The organism is Allobosea sp. 47.2.35 (genome assembly GCF_024655635.1).
In the GTDB taxonomy this organism is placed as follows: Bacteria; Pseudomonadota; Alphaproteobacteria; order Rhizobiales; family Beijerinckiaceae; genus Allobosea.
Genome location: NZ_JANLGI010000007.1, coordinates 170,432 through 188,854, shown reverse-complemented (window position 1 = coordinate 188,854; position 18,423 = coordinate 170,432). Strand labels below are relative to the sequence as shown.

General features: G+C 67.7%; 16 protein-coding genes. 4 read left to right on the top strand and 12 right to left on the bottom strand.

Annotated features, from left to right (window positions below; genetic code table 11):
* Positions 1 to 3: 3 nt before the first annotated feature.
* From NUV79_RS11535 to polA, 5 genes are all read right to left on the bottom strand, one after another.
* A complete protein-coding gene (locus tag NUV79_RS11535; RefSeq protein WP_257733223.1) occupies positions 4 to 1,395 on the bottom strand; it encodes a sensor histidine kinase in 1,392 nt (463 codons plus the stop codon).
* Positions 1,396 to 1,475: 80 nt separating this feature from the next.
* A complete protein-coding gene (locus NUV79_RS11530; RefSeq protein WP_257733222.1) occupies positions 1,476 to 1,901 on the bottom strand; it encodes a hypothetical protein in 426 nt (141 codons plus the stop codon).
* A gap of 2 nt (positions 1,902 to 1,903) precedes the next feature.
* On the bottom strand, positions 1,904 to 2,263 hold the full coding sequence (locus tag NUV79_RS11525; RefSeq protein WP_257733221.1) for a DUF883 C-terminal domain-containing protein: 360 nt from the start codon (positions 2,261 to 2,263) through the stop codon (positions 1,904 to 1,906).
* Positions 2,264 to 2,380: 117 nt separating this feature from the next.
* Positions 2,381 to 3,514: an AI-2E family transporter gene (locus tag NUV79_RS11520; RefSeq protein WP_257733220.1), complete on the bottom strand. Its 1,134-nt coding sequence runs from the start codon at positions 3,512 to 3,514 to the stop codon at positions 2,381 to 2,383.
* A 93-nt stretch (positions 3,515 to 3,607) separates the two neighbouring features.
* Positions 3,608 to 6,652 carry a DNA polymerase I gene (polA, locus tag NUV79_RS11515; RefSeq protein ID WP_257733219.1) on the bottom strand — a complete coding sequence of 1,015 codons (3,045 nt, stop codon included), beginning with the start codon at positions 6,650 to 6,652 and terminating at the stop codon, positions 3,608 to 3,610.
* A 95-nt stretch (positions 6,653 to 6,747) separates the two neighbouring features.
* On the opposite strand from polA, the gene NUV79_RS11510 reads away from it, so the two are divergent.
* On the top strand, positions 6,748 to 7,413 hold the full coding sequence (locus tag NUV79_RS11510; RefSeq protein ID WP_374679208.1) for a nitroreductase family protein: 666 nt from the start codon (positions 6,748 to 6,750) through the stop codon (positions 7,411 to 7,413).
* 3 nt (positions 7,414 to 7,416) lie between these two features.
* Here NUV79_RS11510 and NUV79_RS11505 read toward each other — a convergent pair whose 3' ends face one another.
* From NUV79_RS11505 to NUV79_RS11485, 5 genes are all read right to left on the bottom strand, one after another.
* Complete coding sequence (locus NUV79_RS11505; protein ID WP_257733218.1) at positions 7,417 to 8,637, bottom strand: DUF2254 domain-containing protein; 1,221 nt, start codon at positions 8,635 to 8,637, stop codon at positions 7,417 to 7,419.
* 59 nt (positions 8,638 to 8,696) lie between these two features.
* Positions 8,697 to 9,635 (bottom strand): aldo/keto reductase, encoded by a 939-nt coding sequence (locus NUV79_RS11500; RefSeq protein WP_257733217.1) that lies wholly within the window; start codon positions 9,633 to 9,635, stop codon positions 8,697 to 8,699.
* Positions 9,636 to 9,741: 106 nt separating this feature from the next.
* Entirely contained in the window at positions 9,742 to 10,302 is a 561-nt protein-coding gene (locus tag NUV79_RS11495; protein WP_257733216.1) for an AAA family ATPase, read from the bottom strand.
* Between the two features lie 5 nt (positions 10,303 to 10,307).
* Positions 10,308 to 12,131, bottom strand: a complete 1,824-nt coding sequence (typA, locus tag NUV79_RS11490) for a translational GTPase TypA (protein WP_257733215.1) — start codon at positions 12,129 to 12,131, stop codon at positions 10,308 to 10,310.
* 153 nt (positions 12,132 to 12,284) lie between these two features.
* Entirely contained in the window at positions 12,285 to 13,631 is a 1,347-nt protein-coding gene (locus NUV79_RS11485; RefSeq protein ID WP_257733214.1) for a TAXI family TRAP transporter solute-binding subunit, read from the bottom strand.
* A 53-nt stretch (positions 13,632 to 13,684) separates the two neighbouring features.
* Between NUV79_RS11485 and NUV79_RS11480 the strand changes: the two genes are divergently transcribed.
* The 3 genes from NUV79_RS11480 (at position 13,685) to NUV79_RS11470 (ending at position 17,622) form a co-directional block, all read left to right on the top strand.
* A complete protein-coding gene (locus NUV79_RS11480; protein ID WP_257733213.1) occupies positions 13,685 to 14,368 on the top strand; it encodes a phosphoribosylanthranilate isomerase in 684 nt (227 codons plus the stop codon).
* Positions 14,365 to 15,582: a tryptophan synthase subunit beta gene (trpB, locus tag NUV79_RS11475; RefSeq protein ID WP_257733212.1), complete on the top strand. Its 1,218-nt coding sequence runs from the start codon at positions 14,365 to 14,367 to the stop codon at positions 15,580 to 15,582. The genes NUV79_RS11480 and trpB overlap by 4 nt, the downstream gene beginning before the upstream one ends.
* 123 nt (positions 15,583 to 15,705) lie before the next feature.
* Complete coding sequence (locus NUV79_RS11470) at positions 15,706 to 17,622, top strand: glycosyltransferase family 2 protein (RefSeq protein WP_257733211.1); 1,917 nt, start codon at positions 15,706 to 15,708, stop codon at positions 17,620 to 17,622.
* On the opposite strand, the gene NUV79_RS11465 is transcribed toward NUV79_RS11470, so the two are convergent.
* Together NUV79_RS11465 and NUV79_RS11460 are read right to left on the bottom strand one after the other, a co-directional pair.
* Positions 17,567 to 18,166, bottom strand: a complete 600-nt coding sequence (locus NUV79_RS11465) for an SCO family protein (RefSeq protein WP_257733210.1) — start codon at positions 18,164 to 18,166, stop codon at positions 17,567 to 17,569. The two genes, NUV79_RS11470 and NUV79_RS11465, sit on opposite strands and share 56 nt — an antisense overlap.
* A 31-nt stretch (positions 18,167 to 18,197) precedes the next feature.
* Positions 18,198 to 18,374: a hypothetical protein gene (locus NUV79_RS11460; RefSeq protein ID WP_156367053.1), complete on the bottom strand. Its 177-nt coding sequence runs from the start codon at positions 18,372 to 18,374 to the stop codon at positions 18,198 to 18,200.
* Positions 18,375 to 18,423: the final 49 nt, after the last annotated feature.

The following is an 18,423-nucleotide window of genomic DNA, read 5'->3' as shown; positions in this document are numbered from 1 at the left end:
ACGTCAGGCGTGAGCCGGAAGGCTTTCCCGCTTCGGAAAAACGATCGTCACCTGCGTGCCCGGGCGCTCGGCCCGCTCGGGGTGCGCCGGCTCTGAGGTCATCGTCGCCCGCATGCTGCGCAGCAGGCTGGCGATCACCGTCTGGCCAAGCCCCTTGCTTGCCGTCTCCAGGGGCATGCCGACGCCGTCATCCTCGATCGACAGCGCGAGCGCCGGTTCCCCGTCCTGCTCCGTCGGAGCGAATCGGATCACGATCCGGCCCGACATGCCCTCGGGAAAGGCGTGCTTGATGGCGTTAGTGACGAGTTCGTTGACGATGACGACGAAGGACACGGCGTCGCGGCCGGGCAGGCGGATCGATTCCATGTCGAGATCGATCCGGATCGGCCGGCCTTCCGCCGATTTTCCGATCTCGGCGAGCAGGTCTTCCATATAGGGCCGCGCGTCGATCTCGTCCGTTTCGATGTCGAGGCGCAGGCGCCGCTGCCCGGCGGCGATCGCCTGGATGCGCGACTGCGCCTGGGCCAGCGCCGCCTTGACCGCAGGCTCGCGCGTCTGCCGGCTCTGCACGTTGAGCAGCGCCGAAACCATGGCGAGGTTATTGCCGACCCGGTGATTGACGTCACGCAGCAGCGCCTCGATGCGCAGGCGCTCGCTTTCCAGCTGCCGCGTGCGCTCGCTGACGATGCGCTCCAGCTCGGCATTGCTGATGGCAAGCGCGGTGCTGCGGCGCTGGCGGCTGCGCAATTGCTGCCAGGCGGCGAAGGCGAGCCCGGCGAGCGCGATGACGATGCCCGTGCTGCCCCAGAGCCGGCGGCGCTCCTCGCGGCTGTAGAGCGACCTCAGGCGGATATTCTCGCTCTGCTGGATCGCCTGGACCGTATCGCGCAAACGATCCATCGCGGCGATGCCGCTTTCGCTGCGGACCAGCGCCAGCGCCTCCGCCCGGCGGCCCGCGCGTTCCAGAGAGATCGTCCGATCAAGCTCCGCGAACTTGGTGGCCATGTCCTCGCGCAAGGTCCCGACCCGCTCCTTCTGGGCCGGATCGGCATCGACCAGCGCCGTCAGGATGTCGAGCTCGGGGCCGGCGGCGGCCCTGCCCTCGGTGAAAGGATCGAGATAATTTGCCTGTCCAGTCAGCAGGAAGCCGCGCTGCCCGGTCTCGGCATCGCGCATCCGGCCGAGGAAGCGCTCGGCGCGCTCACGGATCTCGATCGCATGCGAGACACGGTCCGCCGTCTGCCGCGCCTGCCAGTTGATCCAGGCAGCCAGCACCACTGCGAGCGCCACCACCCCGATCGCGATGATCGTGGTCGTGGCCGAACGAAAGCGCGCGCCGAAGACCGGAAAAACCGGCAGCGGGAAGCGATTGCGAGGCCTCACCTGAGCAGACATGCAAGTCTTGTTAAGGGACGCATGCCGACATCCCTATGTAAAAAGACATGCTTCGTCCATGCCTGCCGATTCACACGGAATCAGGCTTCCGCATCGTCATCTTCGCCGCCCGCGACGATCTGGCGGCCCAGAATCGCGCCGAGCACGATGATGCCGCCGGCAACCGCCATGCGCCAGCTAAGGCGCGAGCCAATGAGCTTCGCGGCGATGGGCGCCGCCGCAAGAACCGCCGTCGCAGCCGGGCGCGGCGGCCGGCGCCGTCCCTTGACGACAAGGGCGATGCAGATGGCGAAAAACCCAGCCAGAAACAAACCACCGGCGACCCAGAGGCTCGCGGCGATCGCACCGTAGTGTTGCACCAGCACGGTATGCAGAGCGTTCAGCGCATAGCCGCCGGCGCAGAGCATCAGCAGGACGGCGAGACCGAACAGGCCGTAGACGATGACATTGCGCCTCACCACCCCGGACACCTCCGAGGCGATGAAGGAACCGATCCCCCCGAACATGGTCAGCGCGCCGACAGGAAGCCGACGAACAGGCCGACCGCCGCCGCGATGCCGAGCGCACGCAGCGGCCGCTCGCGAATCTCGTCCTCGATCAGCTGCTGCAGCTCGGTCGCCTGCTCCTTGGCGACATCGACCATCTTGTCGGTGTCGACGCCGACGGCGCGCAGGCGCTCGCTGACGGTGGCCGCGATATCCTCGGCGCTGCGGGTCAGCGTGTCCTCCAGCGCGCTCGCCTGGCGCTTGGCACGGGCTCCGGCCTGGCGCGCCTCGGCGGCGACATCCTCGGCCCCGGCCTCGACCTCGGCCTTCGCACGTTTGGCGGCGGCGGCGGTCTGACGTTTCGCGGATGTCGTGGTGGCCATGGCGGTGTCGTCCTGTCGCTGTTGCAAGTTTCGATGGTGGCGGGGAGATGCGGCTGCCGCAAGGGCTTCCGCCTGCTTCGGCAACGCATAAGCGGGATTTCAGTTCCGGGGCCGCGATCAGGCCGCTTTCGCCTCGCCAGCCTCTTCGGCGTCCGCCTTGGCCTTGTCGCGGCGATAGCGCGCGAATTCCTCCTGCGCGACCATGGCGACGATGACGATCGGCGTCGAGAGCACCGCGCCGACAGGCCCCCAGAGCCAGAGCCAGAAGATGAAGGCGACGAAGACGAGGAAGGGCGAGATCGTCAGCCGGTTGCCGACGAAGACGGGCGTGACCGCGTTGCCCTCGATCAGGTGCAGGACGTAATAGGCCGTCGCAGGCCAGAGCGCCGCAACGATCGAGGGCGCATCGAGCAAGGCACCAGCCAGAAGCAGGATCGCAACGATGATCGGGCCGATGAAGGCGAGATAGTTGAGCAGGAAGGCGAGCGCGCCCCAGAAAACCGGGAAGGGCAGGCCTGCCATCCAGGCGATCGCCATGGTGAGGACGCCCATGCCGAGATTGATCGTCGTCACCAGTGCGAAATAGCGGGCGACGCGGGCCTCGATCTCCTCGAAGAAGGAACCGGCCGAACGGCGCGCGCCACGGCCTAGGCAGAGTCTCAGCACCCGCGCCTTGAGATGACGACGGGTCGCCAGCCAGAAATAGATCGTCGCGACGAAGATCAGCATGCCGCCGGCCGCCGTCGAGGACGTCATGGCGATGTCGAAGAGCGGGTTGCCCTGGGAGACGCTGAGTTCGGCGCCCTTGCCGGTGATCGAGGCGATGCCGCGCTTGAACTCGTCCATGAAGGCGAAGACACCGGCGAGCTTGGTCTTGAGCGCCGTCATCATGGCCGGGGCCTGATCGCTCCAGCCGGCGACCGGCACGGCGAGGATGGCGATCGCGGCAAGCAAGAGACCGATGAAGAACAGCACAACCAGCGCCGCAGCCGCATGCTGCGGCACGCGGTGCCGCGCCAGCACGTCGACGAGCGGGCCAAGCACGAGCCCGAAGATCACGCCCGCCACGATCGGTATCGCGATGACCTTGGTCAGGGCCAGCGAGGCCGTCGCGAGAATGACGAAGATGCCGACGATGGCGTAGCGGACGATAAGGTCATGCTCCGAGGGCGTGACCTCCGCATTGTCCTCCACCGGTTCCGGTTCCGCCATGTAGCGCGGAAACGGCCTCCAGGCCGATGAGCTGAGCATGTCCCCGATTCCAACGCGCAATCCGCGCCCCCCTGGCGCGTCGGAGGGATCAACGCCGGAAGGATCGGCCGGGTTCCGGCCGGGCGGAGGCGCTCAGTGCGCCTCGTCCCAGTTGTCGGCGGCGCGGGCTTCGACCGCGAGCGGTACCCGGAGCTGCACGGCCGGATGCGGCGCCTCGACCATCACCTTCTCGATGATCGGCAGGGTCTTCTCGACCTCGGCCTCCGGCACCTCGAAGACGAGCTCGTCATGGACCTGCAGGAGCATGCGGGCATTGAGGCGATTGGCGGCGAGCGCGGAGTCCATCCGGGTCATCGCCCGGCGGATGATGTCGGCGGCCGAGCCCTGGATCGGGGCGTTGATCGCCTGACGCTCGACGAAGGCGCGCTCGGACGGGTTCTTCGAGGCTACCGCCGGGAAATGGCAGACGCGGCCGAAGATCGTAGTGACCTGGCCATGGGCGCGGACATGGGTCTTGGTCTGGTCCATGTAGTCGCGGATGCCGGGGAAGCGCTCGAAATACTTGCGGATATAGGCGCTCGCCTCCTCGCGGCCGATGCCGAGCTGATTGGCAAGGCCGAAGGCCGAGATGCCGTAGATGATGCCGAAATTGATCGCCTTGGCGCGGCGGCGGACCTCGCTCGGCATGCCCTGCACGGGAACGCCGAACATCTCGGACGCCGTCATCGCGTGGATGTCGATACCATCCGCGAAAGCCTGCCGGAGCTGCGGGATCTCGGCGATATGGGCGAGCAGGCGCAATTCGATCTGGCTGTAATCGGCCGAGACCAGCTTGTAGCCCTTCTCGGGCACGAAGGCGGTGCGGATCTTGCGGCCGGCCTCGGTGCGGATCGGGATGTTCTGCAGGTTCGGTTCGGAGGAGGACAGCCGGCCCGTCGTGGTCGCGGCCAGCGCATAGGAGGTGTGAACCCGGTTCGTCTCGGGATTCACATAGCCCGGCAGCGAGTCGGTATAGGTCGATTTCAGCTTGGCGAGCTGGCGCCACTCCAGAATCTTCGAAGGCAGCGCATGGCCCTGCTCGGCAAGGTCCTCCAGCACGCCGGCACCCGTCGCCCATTGGCCGGTCGCGGTCTTCTTGGCGCCTTCCAGGCCCATCTTGCCGAACAGGATGTCGCCGAGCTGCTTCGGGCTACCGATCGTGAACTTCTCACCGGCGAGCTCGTAGATCTCGTCCTCCAGCCGCGCCAACCCTTGCGCGAAATCGCCGGAGAGCCGGGAGAGGATCTGCCGGTCGATGGCGATACCGCGACGCTCCATCTTGGCGAGGACCTCGACCATCGGCCGCTCCAGCACCTCGTAGACCGCCGTCTTCTTCTCGGCGACGAGGCGGGGCTTCAGCGCGAGCCAGAGCCTCAACGTGACGTCGGCATCCTCGGCGGCGTAGTCGGTCGCCTTGTCGAGCGGCACCTTGTCGAAGGTGACCTGGTTCTTGCCGGTGCCGGCGACCTGGGAATACGGAATCGTCTCGTGGCCGAGATGCAGTTCCGCGAGCCGGTCCATGCCGTGCGTGTTGTTGCCGGCATCGAGCGCATAGGAGATCAGCATCGTGTCCTCGATCGGGGACACGCTGAGGCCATGACGCTCCAGGATGAGCAGGTCGTATTTCAGGTTCTGGCCGATCTTGAGCACGCCGGCATCGGCGAGCAGCGGCTTCAACGCCGCGACGGCCTGCGCCAGCGGAATCTGGTCGGCCAGCAAGCCTTCGTCGAAGAGACCGCCATCGCCGCCGCGATGCTGGAGCGGGATGTAGCAGGCCCGGCCCGGCGCAACCGCGAGCGAGATGCCGGCAAGGTCGGCCTGCATCGCGTCGAGCGAATTGGTCTCGGTGTCGAGGGCGACATGGCCGGCTTCATAGGCCCAGCCGATCCAGTGTTCGAGATCGGCGAGCGTGCGCACGCATTCATATTTCGAGCGGTCGATCTTACCGGCGATCGCCTCGTTCCTGCGGGATGTGGCGAGGTCGGCCGGCTTCAGCCAGCCGTCTTCACCAGCCGAAGTGCCTGAGGCTGCGGCGGCAGGCGCCGGAGAGGCGGCAGCTGCGATGCCCATGGCCGCATCCCCGGCGGCATCGGCACCGGCATAGAGCGCCTTGAGCTCGGCCGCGCGTGCGCCACCCGGAGCCAGGTCCGGATCAGCATCGACGGCGCCGACATCCGCCTCATAGGCCTCGGCGACGCGCTTGGTGATGGTGGTAAACTCCATCGCCTTGAGGAAGGCGATGAGCTTCGCCGGATCGGGCTGCTCCAGCGTCAGGTTCTCCAGCGGCGTCTCGACCTTCACGTCCTCGACGAGGCTGACGAGCTTGTGGGAGATGCGGACCTTCTCGATCACCTCGGGATTGGTCAGCGTTTCCCGGCGCTTGGGCTGCTTAATCTCGCCGGCACGCGCCAGCAGGGTTTCGAGATCGCCATATTCGCCGATCAGCTGGGCCGCCGTCTTGATGCCGATGCCCGGCGCGCCCGGCACGTTGTCGGTGGCGTCGCCGGCCAGCGCCTGAACATCGGTGACCTTGTCCGGCATGACGCCGAAATACTCGACGACCTCGGGCTCGCCGATGCGGCGTTCGGCCCGGAAGCCGGCGCCCTTCTTCTGGTCGCCGGAAGCGGGGTCATACATCGCGACGCCCGGCTTCACGAGCTGCATCAGGTCCTTGTCAGCGGAGACGATCAGGACGTCGGCGCCAGCCTCGCGCGCCTGCTTCGCATAGGTCGCGATCAGGTCGTCGGCCTCGTAGACATCCTGCTCCACGGGAATCAGGCCGAAGGCGCGCACCGCTTCGCGCATCAGCGGGAACTGGGGGATGAGATCGGGCGGCGGATCGGAGCGATTGCCCTTGTAGGCCGGGTAGATCGCCTTGCGGAACGAGTTCTCCGACTTGTCGAAGACGATGGCGAGATGGGTCGGCCGGACGCCGAGCACGCCCTCGCGAACGAACTGGAAGAGCTTCGTCGCGAAGAGCCGGACCGCGCCGGAGGGCAGCCCGTCCGAGCGGGCATTGTATTTCCGGTCCTGGTTGATCGACTGGAAATAGGCCCGGAAAATGAAGTTCGAGCCGTCGACCAGGAAGAGATGGTCGCCGGGCTTCAGGGCGGGGGCGGTGGTGGCTTTCTCGCTCATGGCGCGGACCATAAGCGGGCCGGCGCAACGGGTCCATTGCATCCGGCCTGCGATTCGCAGCAAGCTGACCAAATTGCGTCAGGAGCGAAGCGCCCGTGAGTCCCTACGTCACCATGCCCCTCGTGTTCGAGGGTGTTCCGGAAGCGGAGATGCAGGGGCGGGCGGACGCCTTCCTCGCCCGCATGCGCAAGCGCCGCACGGTGCGCGACTTTTCGGACAGGCCGGTGCCGCGGGAGCTGATCGAAACGGCGGTGCGCGTCGCCGGCACCGCCCCGTCCGGCGCCAACCAGCAGCCCTGGAGCTTCGTCTGCATCTCAGACGCCCAGCGCAAGAAGCTGATCCGCGAGGGCGCGGAAGAGGAGGAGCGCGCCTTCTATGCCGGTCGCGCCGGCGAGGAATGGCTCGACGCCCTCGCCCATCTCGGCACCGACGACCAGAAGCCCTTCCTGGAGACAGCCCCCTGGCTGATCGCGATCTTCGCGCAGCGCTGGGGCCATGATGCCGAGGGCAACAGGATCAAGCACTATTACGTGCCTGAGTCGGTGGGCATCGCCACCGGTTTCCTGATCGCGGCGCTGCATGATGCGGGGCTGGCCACGCTGACGCATACGCCGGCCCCGATGAATTTCCTCAACGAGCTCTGCGGACGGCCCGACAACGAGAAGGCGCTGATCCTGCTCGTCGTCGGCTATCCCAAGGAGGGTTGCCTCGTCCCCGCCATCGGCAAGAAGCCGCTGGAGGAGATCGCGACCTTCCTGTGATCTCTAGGGGCTGCTTGCGGCGGTGGCAGCGCGCAGCCTTTGCCGATCGATCTCATGAGGCAAGGTCGCCAGAGCGCGCTCGCGGCTGTCCTCGGCGAGGTCATGCGCCGCTTCGGCGAAGCGCGGGTTCGTCGCAATCGTCGCCAGCGTGCGCTGCAGGCGCAGGGCGACCTCGATCATCGCCGCGCCGTCGCGCGCGATCGGCACGATGCAGTCCTCGAGGAGCGAGCGCGGGGCGAGTATCGGTACATGAACATTGGCCACCGGCTCCGGCACGTCCTCCGGCACCGGCCGCGTCAGAAGCCTAGCCAGCGACGCCAGCACGTCGATCGCGGTGCCGGGGTCGTTGACGGCCGGTGAGAGTGCACGGGAGGCGATCTCGGAGAGCACGATCAGCCCGAAGCGCGGATCCTGGCGGAAGGAGCGGCGGTCGCAGATGATGAAGGCGCCCCGGATCTCTTCGGCCCGCTCCTCGTCGAAAGCGCTGGCATAGGCGAGCGTCTCGCCCCTGCCGACGAAGGCGCCGGGGATGCGGGCGACGTCGATCTCGCCGCCATCCTCGCAAAGCTGTGCCAGGGCCGCGATATCGACATGCTGGAGATAGCCGGTCCGATCCGCCGTGATCGCGCGGGCGCCGGCCGGCGGCGTGCGGCCGGGCTGCGCGCCCATCGTCCGGGAGACGGCATAGTCGTCCAATGCCTCGGCAGCGGCGGCTGCGACGCGATCGATCGTCTCGTTCATCCGGCCGAGCCGCGACAGCGCGTCGATCCAGCCGACGAAGGTCGCCACCACCACGGCGACGACCAGCAATGTCACGAGGAAGAGCAGCAAGCGCCCGCTGGAGCCGTAAAGGCCGGTGCTCAGCGCGATGATGCCGGCGAGGCTGAACAGGAACGCCCCGATGAAGGTCGCCAGAGCGTTCTGCGCACCGGTATCGGCCTGCAGGAGATAGGTCGCGCGCGGCGTCGCCGAACTCGCCGCCGCGCCATAGGCGGACACCATCGTCGACAGCGAGAAGATCGCCACCGTCAGCATCGACGACGCCAGGATACCCAGCACCTTGTCGACCGCATCCGCACCGATTTTGGCCGATACGTCCTCCGGCACCAGCGGCGCCGCGACGATCGATGCGAGCGCGCTGGCGATACCCAGGAGCGCGAAGAGCGCCGCCCTCACCCAGAGGCGCTCCGAAAGCTGTTTCAGGACCCAACGCAGGCGTGTCAACGCGCTCCCCCCTCGACACCGCTACAACATGGCCGGTGCCGAGGCGGTTCCGCAATCGCTCAGCCTGTGATCTTGTCGATCTCGGCGAGGTCTTCCGCGCTCAGCGCCCAATCGGCCGCCTTGACGTTGGCCGCGACCTGTTCCGGCTTCGTCGCGCCTGCGATGACGCTGGAGACCACGGGCTGCGCCGCCAGCCAGGAGAAGGCGAGCTCGACGAGCGTGTGGCCGTGCTGCTCGGCGAAGGCGGTCAGGCCCTCGATGCGGCGCCAGTTGTCCTCACTGAAGATCTCGTCGGCGCGCTGCGGCAGCTTGGTCAGGCGCGCGCCTTCCGGCATCGCCGCTCCGCGCTTGTACTTGCCGGTGAGCGCGCCATTGGCGAGCGGGAAATAGGGCAGCAGGCCCATGCCGTAATGAGCGATGGCGGGGATCAGGTCCTTCTCGGCGCCACGCTTCAGCAGGCTGTACTCGTCCTGCGCCGAGGCGAAGCCGGGGATGCCGAGATCGCGCGCCGTCCACTGGGCATCGGCGACCTGCCAGGCGACGACATTCGAGCAGCCGATATAACGGACCTTGCCCTGCCGGACGAGGTCGTCCATGGCGCGCAGCGTCTCCTCGATCGGAGTCAGCGGGTCGGGCCGGTGGAGCTGGTAGAGATCGAGCCAGTCGGTCTTGAGGCGCCGCAGCGAATCCTCGACCGCGTTCATGATGTAGCGGCGCGAGCCGCCCTTCTTCACGCCCTCGGCATCCATGTCCATGCCGAACTTGCTGGCGAGCACGATCTGCTTGCGGCGCGCGCCCAGTACCTCGCCGAGCGCGGTCTCGGAGCCGCCCCGCTCGCCATAGATATCGGCGGTGTCGAACAGGGTGATGCCATGCTCGATCGCGGCATCGACGACCTTGCGAGTCGCGTCGAGATCGATGCGGCCGCCGAAATTGTTGCAGCCCAGCCCGACGAGCGAGACGCGCAGGCCCGAGCGGCCGAGATTGCGGAATTGCATGGTGTTGATCCTTCCCCTGAGAGGGCGGCAGAGGATCAGAGCCGGCGCGGCGAGACAATGGCGCCCGGCGCAAGGCGGACACGCGGCAGCCGAACAGGCCGTGGCTTCAGACGGGGGTCAGCCAGCCCGTTCGGGCGAGGACGAGGCGGGCCAGATCGGCCGGCGACTGTCCGTCCGTGTCGATGACGAGGTAATCCTCGGCAGCTTCGACCGCCATGCGACGGGACTGGCGCAGGCTGCGCTCGATCTGCGCCTCGCGGCCAGCGCCCTGCTCGCGGCGGTCGAGACGCGCGAGCAAGGCCTCGTCACCGGCGCGCAAGCGCACGATGGTGATGCGCGCATCGGGGATGGCAGCGAGAATCCAGCGCCTGTCGAAGGCGGGATGGAGGATGACGCCGGACATCAGCAGGCGCCGGTGGCCGAGTGCGCGATAGGTCGCCCACAGCGCCGCCAGGTTGAGCTGGCTGACATCGCGCGCGCCGGGCGCGAGCCGAGCAAGCTCCTCGGCGCCGGGCTTGGGGAAGACGCGATCGAGCTCGTCGCTCTCGATCGCCGCATGCGGGATGCCGGCCTCGGCCAGCAGCCCGCTCGCCTCCCAGCACAGGGTCGACTTGCCGACCCCTGCGGGGCCGGTGATCAGGAGGATCTCGACGTCCGTGCCGGACAAGTCGCTCAGGCCACTTCGGCCTTCTGCTTCTGCGAGCGCTTGCGCTCGTTCGGGTCGAGGATGCCCTTGCGCAGGCGGATCGACTTCGGCGTGACCTCGACGAGCTCGTCATCGTCGATCCAGGCGAGCGAACGCTCCAGCGTCATCCGGATCGGCGGCGTCAGGCGAACGGCCTCATCCTTCGATGTCGTGCGGATGTTGGTGAGCTTCTTGCCCTTGAGCACGTTCACCTCGAGATCGTTCTCGCGGGTGTGCTCGCCGACGATCATGCCCTGATAGACCCTCCAGCCCGGCTCGATCATCATCGGGCCACGGTCTTCGAGGTTCCACAGCGCGTAGGCGACGGCCTCGCCGGTCTCCATCGCGATCAGCACGCCGTTGCGGCGGCCGGCGATCTCGCCCTTGTAAGGCAGATAGGCGTGGAAGAGGCGGTTCATGATCGCGGTGCCGCGCGTGTCGGTCAAAAGCTCGCCCTGATAGCCGATGAGGCCGCGGGTCGGGGCGTGGAAGACGAGACGCAGGCGATTGCCGCCCGACGGACGCATCTCCAGCATGTCGGCCTTGCGCTCGGCCATCTTCTGCACGACGACGCCGGAATGCTCCTCGTCGACGTCGATCACGACCTCCTCGATCGGCTCCAGCAGCTGGCCGGCCTCATCGCGCTTGAGCACGACGCGGGGACGCGAGACGCCGAGCTCGAAGCCCTCGCGGCGCATGGTCTCGATCAGGATCGCGAGCTGGAGTTCGCCGCGGCCGGAGACGATGTAGCTGTCCTTGTCGGTGGCTTCCTCGATCTTCAGCGCGACATTGCCCTCGGCCTCCTTGAACAGGCGGTCGCGGATGACGCGGGTCGTGACCTTGTCGCCTTCGGTGCCGGCGAGCGGGGAATCGTTGACCGAGAAGGTCATCGACACAGTCGGCGGGTCGATCGGCTGGGCCTTGATCGGCTCGGTGACGGCCGGGTCGCAGAAGGTGTCGGCGACGGTGCCCTTCACCAGGCCGGCGATCGAGACGATATCGCCCGCGACGGCTTCCTCGATCGGCTGGCGCTCGATGCCGCGGAAGGCGAGGATCTTCGAGATGCGGCCGGTTTCGACGGTCGAGCCGTCGCCAGAGAGCACCTTGATGGTCTGGTTCGGCTTGGCGGTGCCCGAGGTGACGCGGCCGGTGATGATGCGGCCGAGATAGGGGTTGGCCTCCAGGAGCGTGCCGATCATACGGAACGGGCCGTCCTCGACCGCCGGGGCCGGAACATGCTTGAGGATGAGGTCGTACATCGGCGCAAGACCCTGGTCCTGCGGGCCTTCCGGTGAGTCGGCCATCCAGCCCTGCTTGCCCGAGCCGTAGAGGATCGGGAAGTCGAGCTGCTCGTCGGTCGCATCGAGCGCGGCGAAGAGGTCGAAGACCTCGTTGATGACTTCGGTGGTGCGGGCGTCGGGCTTGTCCACCTTGTTGATCGCCACGATCGGGCGAAGGCCGAGCTTCAGCGCCTTCGAGACCACGAACTTGGTCTGCGGCATCGGGCCTTCGGCGGCGTCGACCAGAACGATGGCCGAGTCGACCATGTTCAGGATGCGCTCGACCTCGCCGCCGAAATCGGCGTGGCCGGGGGTGTCGACGATGTTGATGCGCGTATCCTTCCAGACGACCGAGGTCGCCTTGGCCAGGATGGTGATGCCGCGCTCCTTCTCGAGGTCGTTCGAATCCATCACGCGCTCGGCGACGCGCTGGTTCTCGCGGAAGGCGCCGGACTGCTGCAGGAGCTTGTCGACGAGGGTCGTCTTGCCATGGTCGACGTGCGCGATGATGGCGATGTTGCGCATGGACATGCGGGTAGGGCCTTGCTTTCAAGGCCACGAGCCGGTCTGGAGCGATGCCCCGCCGGCGCAGCCTGTTTCACGTGAATCTGGAATTCGTTGCGCTGCACATAAACGCTGACGGGCTTTTCGGCAACCGCCGAGCCTGCCGAAAAGTAAATGCGCTCAGGTCTCGGCCAGCGCGCGCTGCCGTTCGGCGACCGCCCGGCCGACCTGATCGATGGCGAGGCGGTAGGCGGCGAGCGCCGCCGTGTCGAGATCGCCCTTGGCGTAATCGGCGAGCACGCGCGTCAGAATCTGGTCGGCCTCGCGGCCGAGCCGCATCAGTTCGACCTCGTCCTCGCAAGCGCGGATCAGGGCCAGCAACCCGAGCAATTCGTCGAGGCCCGACATGGCCCGTCGGCGCCGGTTGGCGCTCTCGCGGCCGAGCAAGGCGGCGCCGCCCGTGCCCACCGCCGAGAGCGCCATGGCGCCGATATAGAACCAGTCGCCATAGCGATCGAAGAAGCTTTCCTGCTCGCCGTCGATATAGGCGGCCGCGCCCGAATGAACCGGCAGGGGCGCGTCCTTGTCGGTCGAGGGTGTCTCCAGCGCCTGCACGGCCGGCAGTTCCGACGCGAGCGTGAGGCGCAGGCCCAGGATATCCTTGGTCAGCTCGCCGACGAGATTGTCGTCGAGGCTCTGCGCCGCGACGAGGCGCGAGGTGATCGAGATGGTCTGGAGGCTCTCGGCCGGACGGGGCGGGTCGCCACCCAGCGCGCCGCGCACGATCTCGCCGGATTCGATCGCCCGGTAATGCGCCGCGAGCGCATCGGCCTCGCGGACTGGAATCAGCACGGGATCGTTGCCCCAGGCCTCGCGCAGGCGGCGCAGGCCGTCGTTGTTGGTGTGGGAGCCGACGGCGTTGATCGAGAAGAAGACGTCAATGCGCTTCTCCTTGGCCGCCGCCACGATCTCCTCCTGGCCGAGCTTGACGATCTCGACCTCCTCGGGCCGGACCTCGTATTGCGCCAGCACCCGTTTCAGCAGGGTGAGATTGCCGGCCGGATTGCGGGAGACGCCGATCCGGCGCCCGCGCAATTCGGCGATGCGGCCGATCGCGGCCTCGCTCCGGGTGATGAAGAACGGAAAGGTCCGCCTGGTGATCAGGACCGTGTCGGCGGTCGAGGGCATGGCGATGTCGGCGCGCAGCATGGCGAGATCGGCCTGGCCGGCATCGATCTTCTTCGCACTGTCCTCGGAGCCTTCGGTCAGAACGAGGCGGAGGCGGATGGAAGCCTTGTCGCGATTGAGCCCCTGCACGAAGGCTGCCGCCATGCGGGCATCCTCGGAGCCGAGCGGCCCGACGGCGAGGCGCAGGGTCCGCGGCTGGCCGACATAATAGAACACCGCCACGACGAGCCCGGTGACGGCGAGCAGGCCCGCCATCATCGTCAGCCCGCGCCTGCCCATGCCCAGCCGGATCAACCCGTCCCCCTCTTCGCCCTGTCCGAACATGGCTTCCTTCGTCATCATGTCGCAAGTACGGCATGCGCCCGCGAACGGACCGTGCTAAACGCCGGGCCATGTCCAATGTTTCGCCCTTCCTGATCAAGATCTGCGGCCTCTCCACCCCCGAGACGCTGGAGGCCGCGCTCGCGGCCGGCGCCGACATGATCGGGCTGAATTTCCATCCGAAGAGCCCGCGCTACGTCACGCTGGAGCGCGCTAGGGAGTTGGCCAGGATCGCTCGGGGCAAGGCGCAGATCGTCGCGCTGGTCGTCGACTGGAGCGACAAGCAGGCGGCGGAGCTTGCCGAGGCGCTGAAGCCCGACTGGTTCCAGTTCCACGGCCGCGAGACGCCCGAGCAGACCGCGGCCCTGCGCCGCGCCGTCGGCCGGCCGGTGATGAAGGCGCTCGGCATCGCGACGGCGGGAGACCTCACGGCCGTCGCAGGCTATCGCGACGCGGCCGATCTCATCCTGCTCGACGCCAAGCCGCCGAAGGATGCGGCCTTTCCCGGCGGGCATGGCAGACCCTTCGACTGGGGCCTGCTCGCCGGCCTCGACCCTTCCCAGCGCTTCATGCTATCGGGCGGGCTCGATCCGGCGAATGTCGCTGAAGCCATCGGCATCGCGAGGCCGGCGGGCGTCGACGTCTCCTCGGGCGTCGAAAGCGCGCCGGGGGTCAAGGACCCCGCACGGATCGCGAAATTCATCGCATCGGCCCGCACGGCCGCAGCGGCACTGCAAGAAGGTTTGACGGCATGAACGCCCCCTCGACCCCGAACAGCTATCGCAACGGCCCCGACGAGAACGGCCGCTTCGGCCTGTTCGGCGGCCGCTTCGTCGCCGAGACGCTGATGCCGCTGATCCTCGAGCTGGAGGAGGCTTACAAGGCCGCCAAGGCCGACCCGGCCTATCACGCCGAGATGACCAGCGGCCTGAAACATTATGTCGGCAGGCCCTCGCCGCTCTATCTCGCCGAGCGGCTGACGGACCATTTCGGTGGCGCCAAGATCTACCTGAAGCGCGAGGAGCTGAACCATACCGGCTCCCACAAGGTGAACAACGTGCTCGGCCAGATTTTGCTGGCGCGGCGCATGGGCAAGAAGCGCATCATCGCCGAGACCGGCGCCGGCCAGCATGGCGTCGCCACCGCGACGCTCTGCGCCCGCTACGGCCTGGAATGCATCGTCTACATGGGTGCGGTCGACGTCGCCCGGCAGGCGCCGAACGTCTTCCGCATGCAGATGCTCGGCGCCACCGTCGTGCCGGTCGAATCCGGCACCAAGACGCTGAAGGACGCGATGAACGAGGCGCTGCGCGACTGGGTCACCAATGTCGCGACGACCTTCTACTGCATCGGCACGGTCGCCGGCCCCCATCCCTATCCGGCGATGGTGCGCGATTTCCAGTCGATCATCGGCAAGGAAACCCGCGAGCAGATGCAAGAGGCGGAAGGCCGCCTGCCTGATTCTCTGATCGCCTGCATCGGCGGCGGCTCGAACGCGATGGGGCTGTTCCATCCCTTCCTCGACGATTCCAGCGTCGAGATCTACGGCGTCGAAGCCGCCGGCCACGGCATTCCCAGCGGACTGCATGCGGCCTCGCTCACCGGCGGGCGCCCCGGCGTGCTGCACGGCAACCGCACCTTCCTGCTGATGGACGATGACGGGCAGATCAAGGACGCGCATTCGATCTCGGCCGGGCTCGACTATCCCGGCATCGGGCCGGAGCATTCCTGGCTGCACGATGTCGGCCGGGCGACATACCTCTCCGCCACCGACGAGGAGGCGCTGGAGGCGTTCCAGCTGATCTCAAGGTTGGAAGGTATCATCCCGGCGCTGGAGTCAGCGCACGCACTCGCCCGCGTCGCCGATCTCGCCCCGCAGAAGCCGAAGGATCACCTGATGGTGGTCAATCTCTCCGGCCGCGGCGACAAGGACATCCCGCAGGTCGCGGAAATCCTGGCGGCGCGCTGACGCCACCGGGGCTCACGAAAGTCTTATGCGGGGCCTCTCGACTCTCCCCGCCGCACTGGCAACCATGAGTTGCCATCGGTGCATCCGCACCGGGCATCCTTGTGCGCAGCGGGACCGGGGCCAGTGGGGGGCAGCGGTAACGACGACCTTCCGATCAAGGTCGGGCCGGGTTCAGCCGGCCTGCCGGTCGAGCTCGCCTTCCTGACGCGACACGGCCTGCCGCCTTCCTCGCTCGCAGGCGCGGCTGAAACATCCCGGCGCAACCGCACCGAACCGGCCCGCGAAGCGATCGTACAGGGCCTGATCGACGAGACCCGCTTCTACCGGGCGCTAGCCGCCGAGATGGGGCTCGCCTTCCTGGCGCAGCCTCCGGCGCTCAGGCCCGGCGGTGGGCATGATGCGATCCTGCGCCAAGGCATCGCACCGACCGATGGCGATCCGCGCTTCCGCTTCATCCTCGCGCCCGAGGGGCCGGCGCTGCGGCGGATGCTCGAAGCCGGGCCGCGGAACCGCGACGACATCGCGGTGACGACCCCGCGCCGCTTCGGCGACGCCCTGCGCCACAGCAATGCCGGCGCGCTGGCCGAGCAGGCGGCCGGGCTCGATCCAGCCGGGCTCGCGCGTGACAGCGCCCGCACCGGCGCGAGCCGGGGTCAGGTGATCGCTGCCGGCTGCGGCGTCGCCGCTGCCGCGATCGGCGGGGTGCTTGCTCCGCTCGAAACCTTCTTCGGGCTTGCGCTCCTGCTCGGCCCGCTCTTCCTCGGCCTGATCCTGCTGCGGCTTGCGGCTTCTATCGAGCGCTCGGCGCCCGATCTCTGGCACAGCCATCGTTGGCGGATCGACGATGCCCGCCTGCCGGTCTACACGGTCGCGATGCCGCTCTACCGCGAGCTTGCCGTGCTCCGGCAATTGACGGATGCGCTTGGCGCGCTCGACTATCCCGCAGCCAAGCTCGATATCCGCCTGCTGATCGAAGCCGACGACACGACCATGCGCAGCGCATTGGCGCAGATGGCGCTGCCGCCGCATTTTTCCGTCACCATCGTCCCACCCGGCTTTCCGCGCACCAAGCCCCGCGCGCTGAACCTCGCCCTGCTCGAAGCGCGTGGCACGCTCTTCACGATCTACGACGCCGAGGACATCCCCGATCCGCAGCAATTGCGCATGGCGGCGGCGCGCTTCCTCGGCGGCCCGAAGGAGCTCGGCTGCCTGCAGGCGAGGCTGGTGATCGACCATGCCGATGAAGGCCTGCTGCCCGGGCTGTTCGCGCTCGAATATGCCGGGCTGTTCGAGGTGCTCAATCCCGGCCTGCTGCAGTTCCAGCTGCCGATCATGCTGGGGGGCACCTCGAACCATTTCCGCACGGAGGCACTGCGCGCGGTGGGCGGCTGGGACGCCTGGAACGTCACCGAGGATGCCGATCTCGGCTTCAGGCTGGTGCGCGCGGGCTATCGCATCGGCGATTTGCCCTCCAGCACCCGCGAGGAGGCGCCGGTCTCCATCCCCGCCTGGCTCAAGCAGCGCTCGCGCTGGATCAAGGGCTATATCCAGACGCTGGTGACGCATTCGCGCGCGCCCGTGCGGCTGATGCGCGAGGCCGGGATAGCCGCGACCTTCGCCTTCCTGTCCCTGGTCTTCGGCACCGTCGCGACGGCGCTCGGCTATCCCGCTTTCGCAATCGCCGCGCTGATTGCCTATTGGGACGGCTCGCTTTTCGAACCGGTCGGCACCGCCGCGACCCTGACCTCAATCATCGCGCTCGGCGTCTGGCTGCTCGGCAGCGTCGCGCTGTTCGTGCCGCCGATCGTCGGCGCGCTGCGCCGGGGCGCGCCAGGGCTGCTGCTGCTCGTGCCGCTGTTGCCGCTCTATTACGCGCTGGTCTCGGTCGCCGCCTGGATGGCGTTCTACGAATATTTCAACCGCCGCTTCGCCTGGAACAAGACGGAGCATGGGTTGGCGCGCCGGCGCGCGCCGATCGAAACCTCTACGAGTGACGCAGCCATTCCGCCGCGGCCTGAGCCGGAGGCTGTTCGATATTGAAGGCGCCGACGAACTTGCCGTCCTTGCCCATCAGATAGACCAGCGCGGTGTGGTCCATCGTGTAGTCGCCATCCTTGAGCGGCACTTTCTTGGCATAGGCGCGGTAGGCCTTGACCACGGCGTCGATGGCCGGGCGGTCGCCGCTCAGGCCCACGATGCGGGGATCGAAGGAGCCGAGATAGCTCTTCATCGCGTCCGGCGTGTCGCGCTCGGGATCGACCGTAATGAAGAGCGCTTTAAGCCCCTTCGCCTTGGCGCCGTCGCCGGCCGCGCGCAGGGCCTCCGAGATCTCGAAGAGCTTGGTCGGGCAGATATCCGGGCAATGGGTGAAGCCGAAGAAGACCAGGAAGGGCGAACCCTTCAGGTCGGTGTCGGAGAGCGGCTTGCCCTCCTGCGTCGTCAGCGTGAACGGGCCGCCGACGCTCGCTACGCCACTGCCGCCGCTTCCCTGGCGGCCGGGCGAGAAGGTCAGGATCGCGGCTGCGGCGAGCGCAAGCGCCCCGGCCAGGAATACGACGAGGGGCAGGACGAGACGGCGGTTCACGAAAGACTTCCCGGACAGGCGGCCTCAACCGCTAGAAACAAGCCACGATGGCGGCGATCAGACCGTCGGTGAAGAGCCGGTCGCCTTCGCGCCACCAGAGCAGCAGGCCGGTGAGGAACAGGGCGAAGAAGCCTCCGCCGATCAGCATGAGGCCAAGACGGCTCGAAGAGCCGGCCTCCGTCTGCGTTGTCTCGTCTGCCTGCGACATGGGCACAACCTATCGCCGGATCGCGCCGACCGAAAGCGGGCGGCGTGAC

Bases quoted from the DNA above. Each gene is read 5' to 3' on its own strand.
- NUV79_RS11460 (WP_156367053.1), bottom strand. From the start codon at position 18,374: ATGTCGCAGGCAGACGAGACAACGCAGACGGAGGCCGGCTCTTCGAGC.
- NUV79_RS11480 (WP_257733213.1), top strand. From the start codon at position 13,685: ATGTCCAATGTTTCGCCCTTCCTGATCAAGATCTGCGGCCTCTCCACC.
- NUV79_RS11520 (WP_257733220.1), bottom strand. From the start codon at position 3,514: ATGCTCAGCTCATCGGCCTGGAGGCCGTTTCCGCGCTACATGGCGGAA.
- polA (WP_257733219.1), bottom strand. From the start codon at position 6,652: ATGAGCGAGAAAGCCACCACCGCCCCCGCCCTGAAGCCCGGCGACCAT.
- NUV79_RS11525 (WP_257733221.1), bottom strand. From the start codon at position 2,263: ATGGCCACCACGACATCCGCGAAACGTCAGACCGCCGCCGCCGCCAAA.
- NUV79_RS11485 (WP_257733214.1), bottom strand. From the start codon at position 13,631: ATGACGAAGGAAGCCATGTTCGGACAGGGCGAAGAGGGGGACGGGTTG.
- trpB (WP_257733212.1), top strand. From the start codon at position 14,365: ATGAACGCCCCCTCGACCCCGAACAGCTATCGCAACGGCCCCGACGAG.
- typA (WP_257733215.1), bottom strand. From the start codon at position 12,131: ATGTCCATGCGCAACATCGCCATCATCGCGCACGTCGACCATGGCAAG.
- NUV79_RS11535 (WP_257733223.1), bottom strand. From the start codon at position 1,395: ATGTCTGCTCAGGTGAGGCCTCGCAATCGCTTCCCGCTGCCGGTTTTT.
- NUV79_RS11500 (WP_257733217.1), bottom strand. From the start codon at position 9,635: ATGCAATTCCGCAATCTCGGCCGCTCGGGCCTGCGCGTCTCGCTCGTC.
- NUV79_RS11530 (WP_257733222.1), bottom strand. From the start codon at position 1,901: ATGTTCGGGGGGATCGGTTCCTTCATCGCCTCGGAGGTGTCCGGGGTG.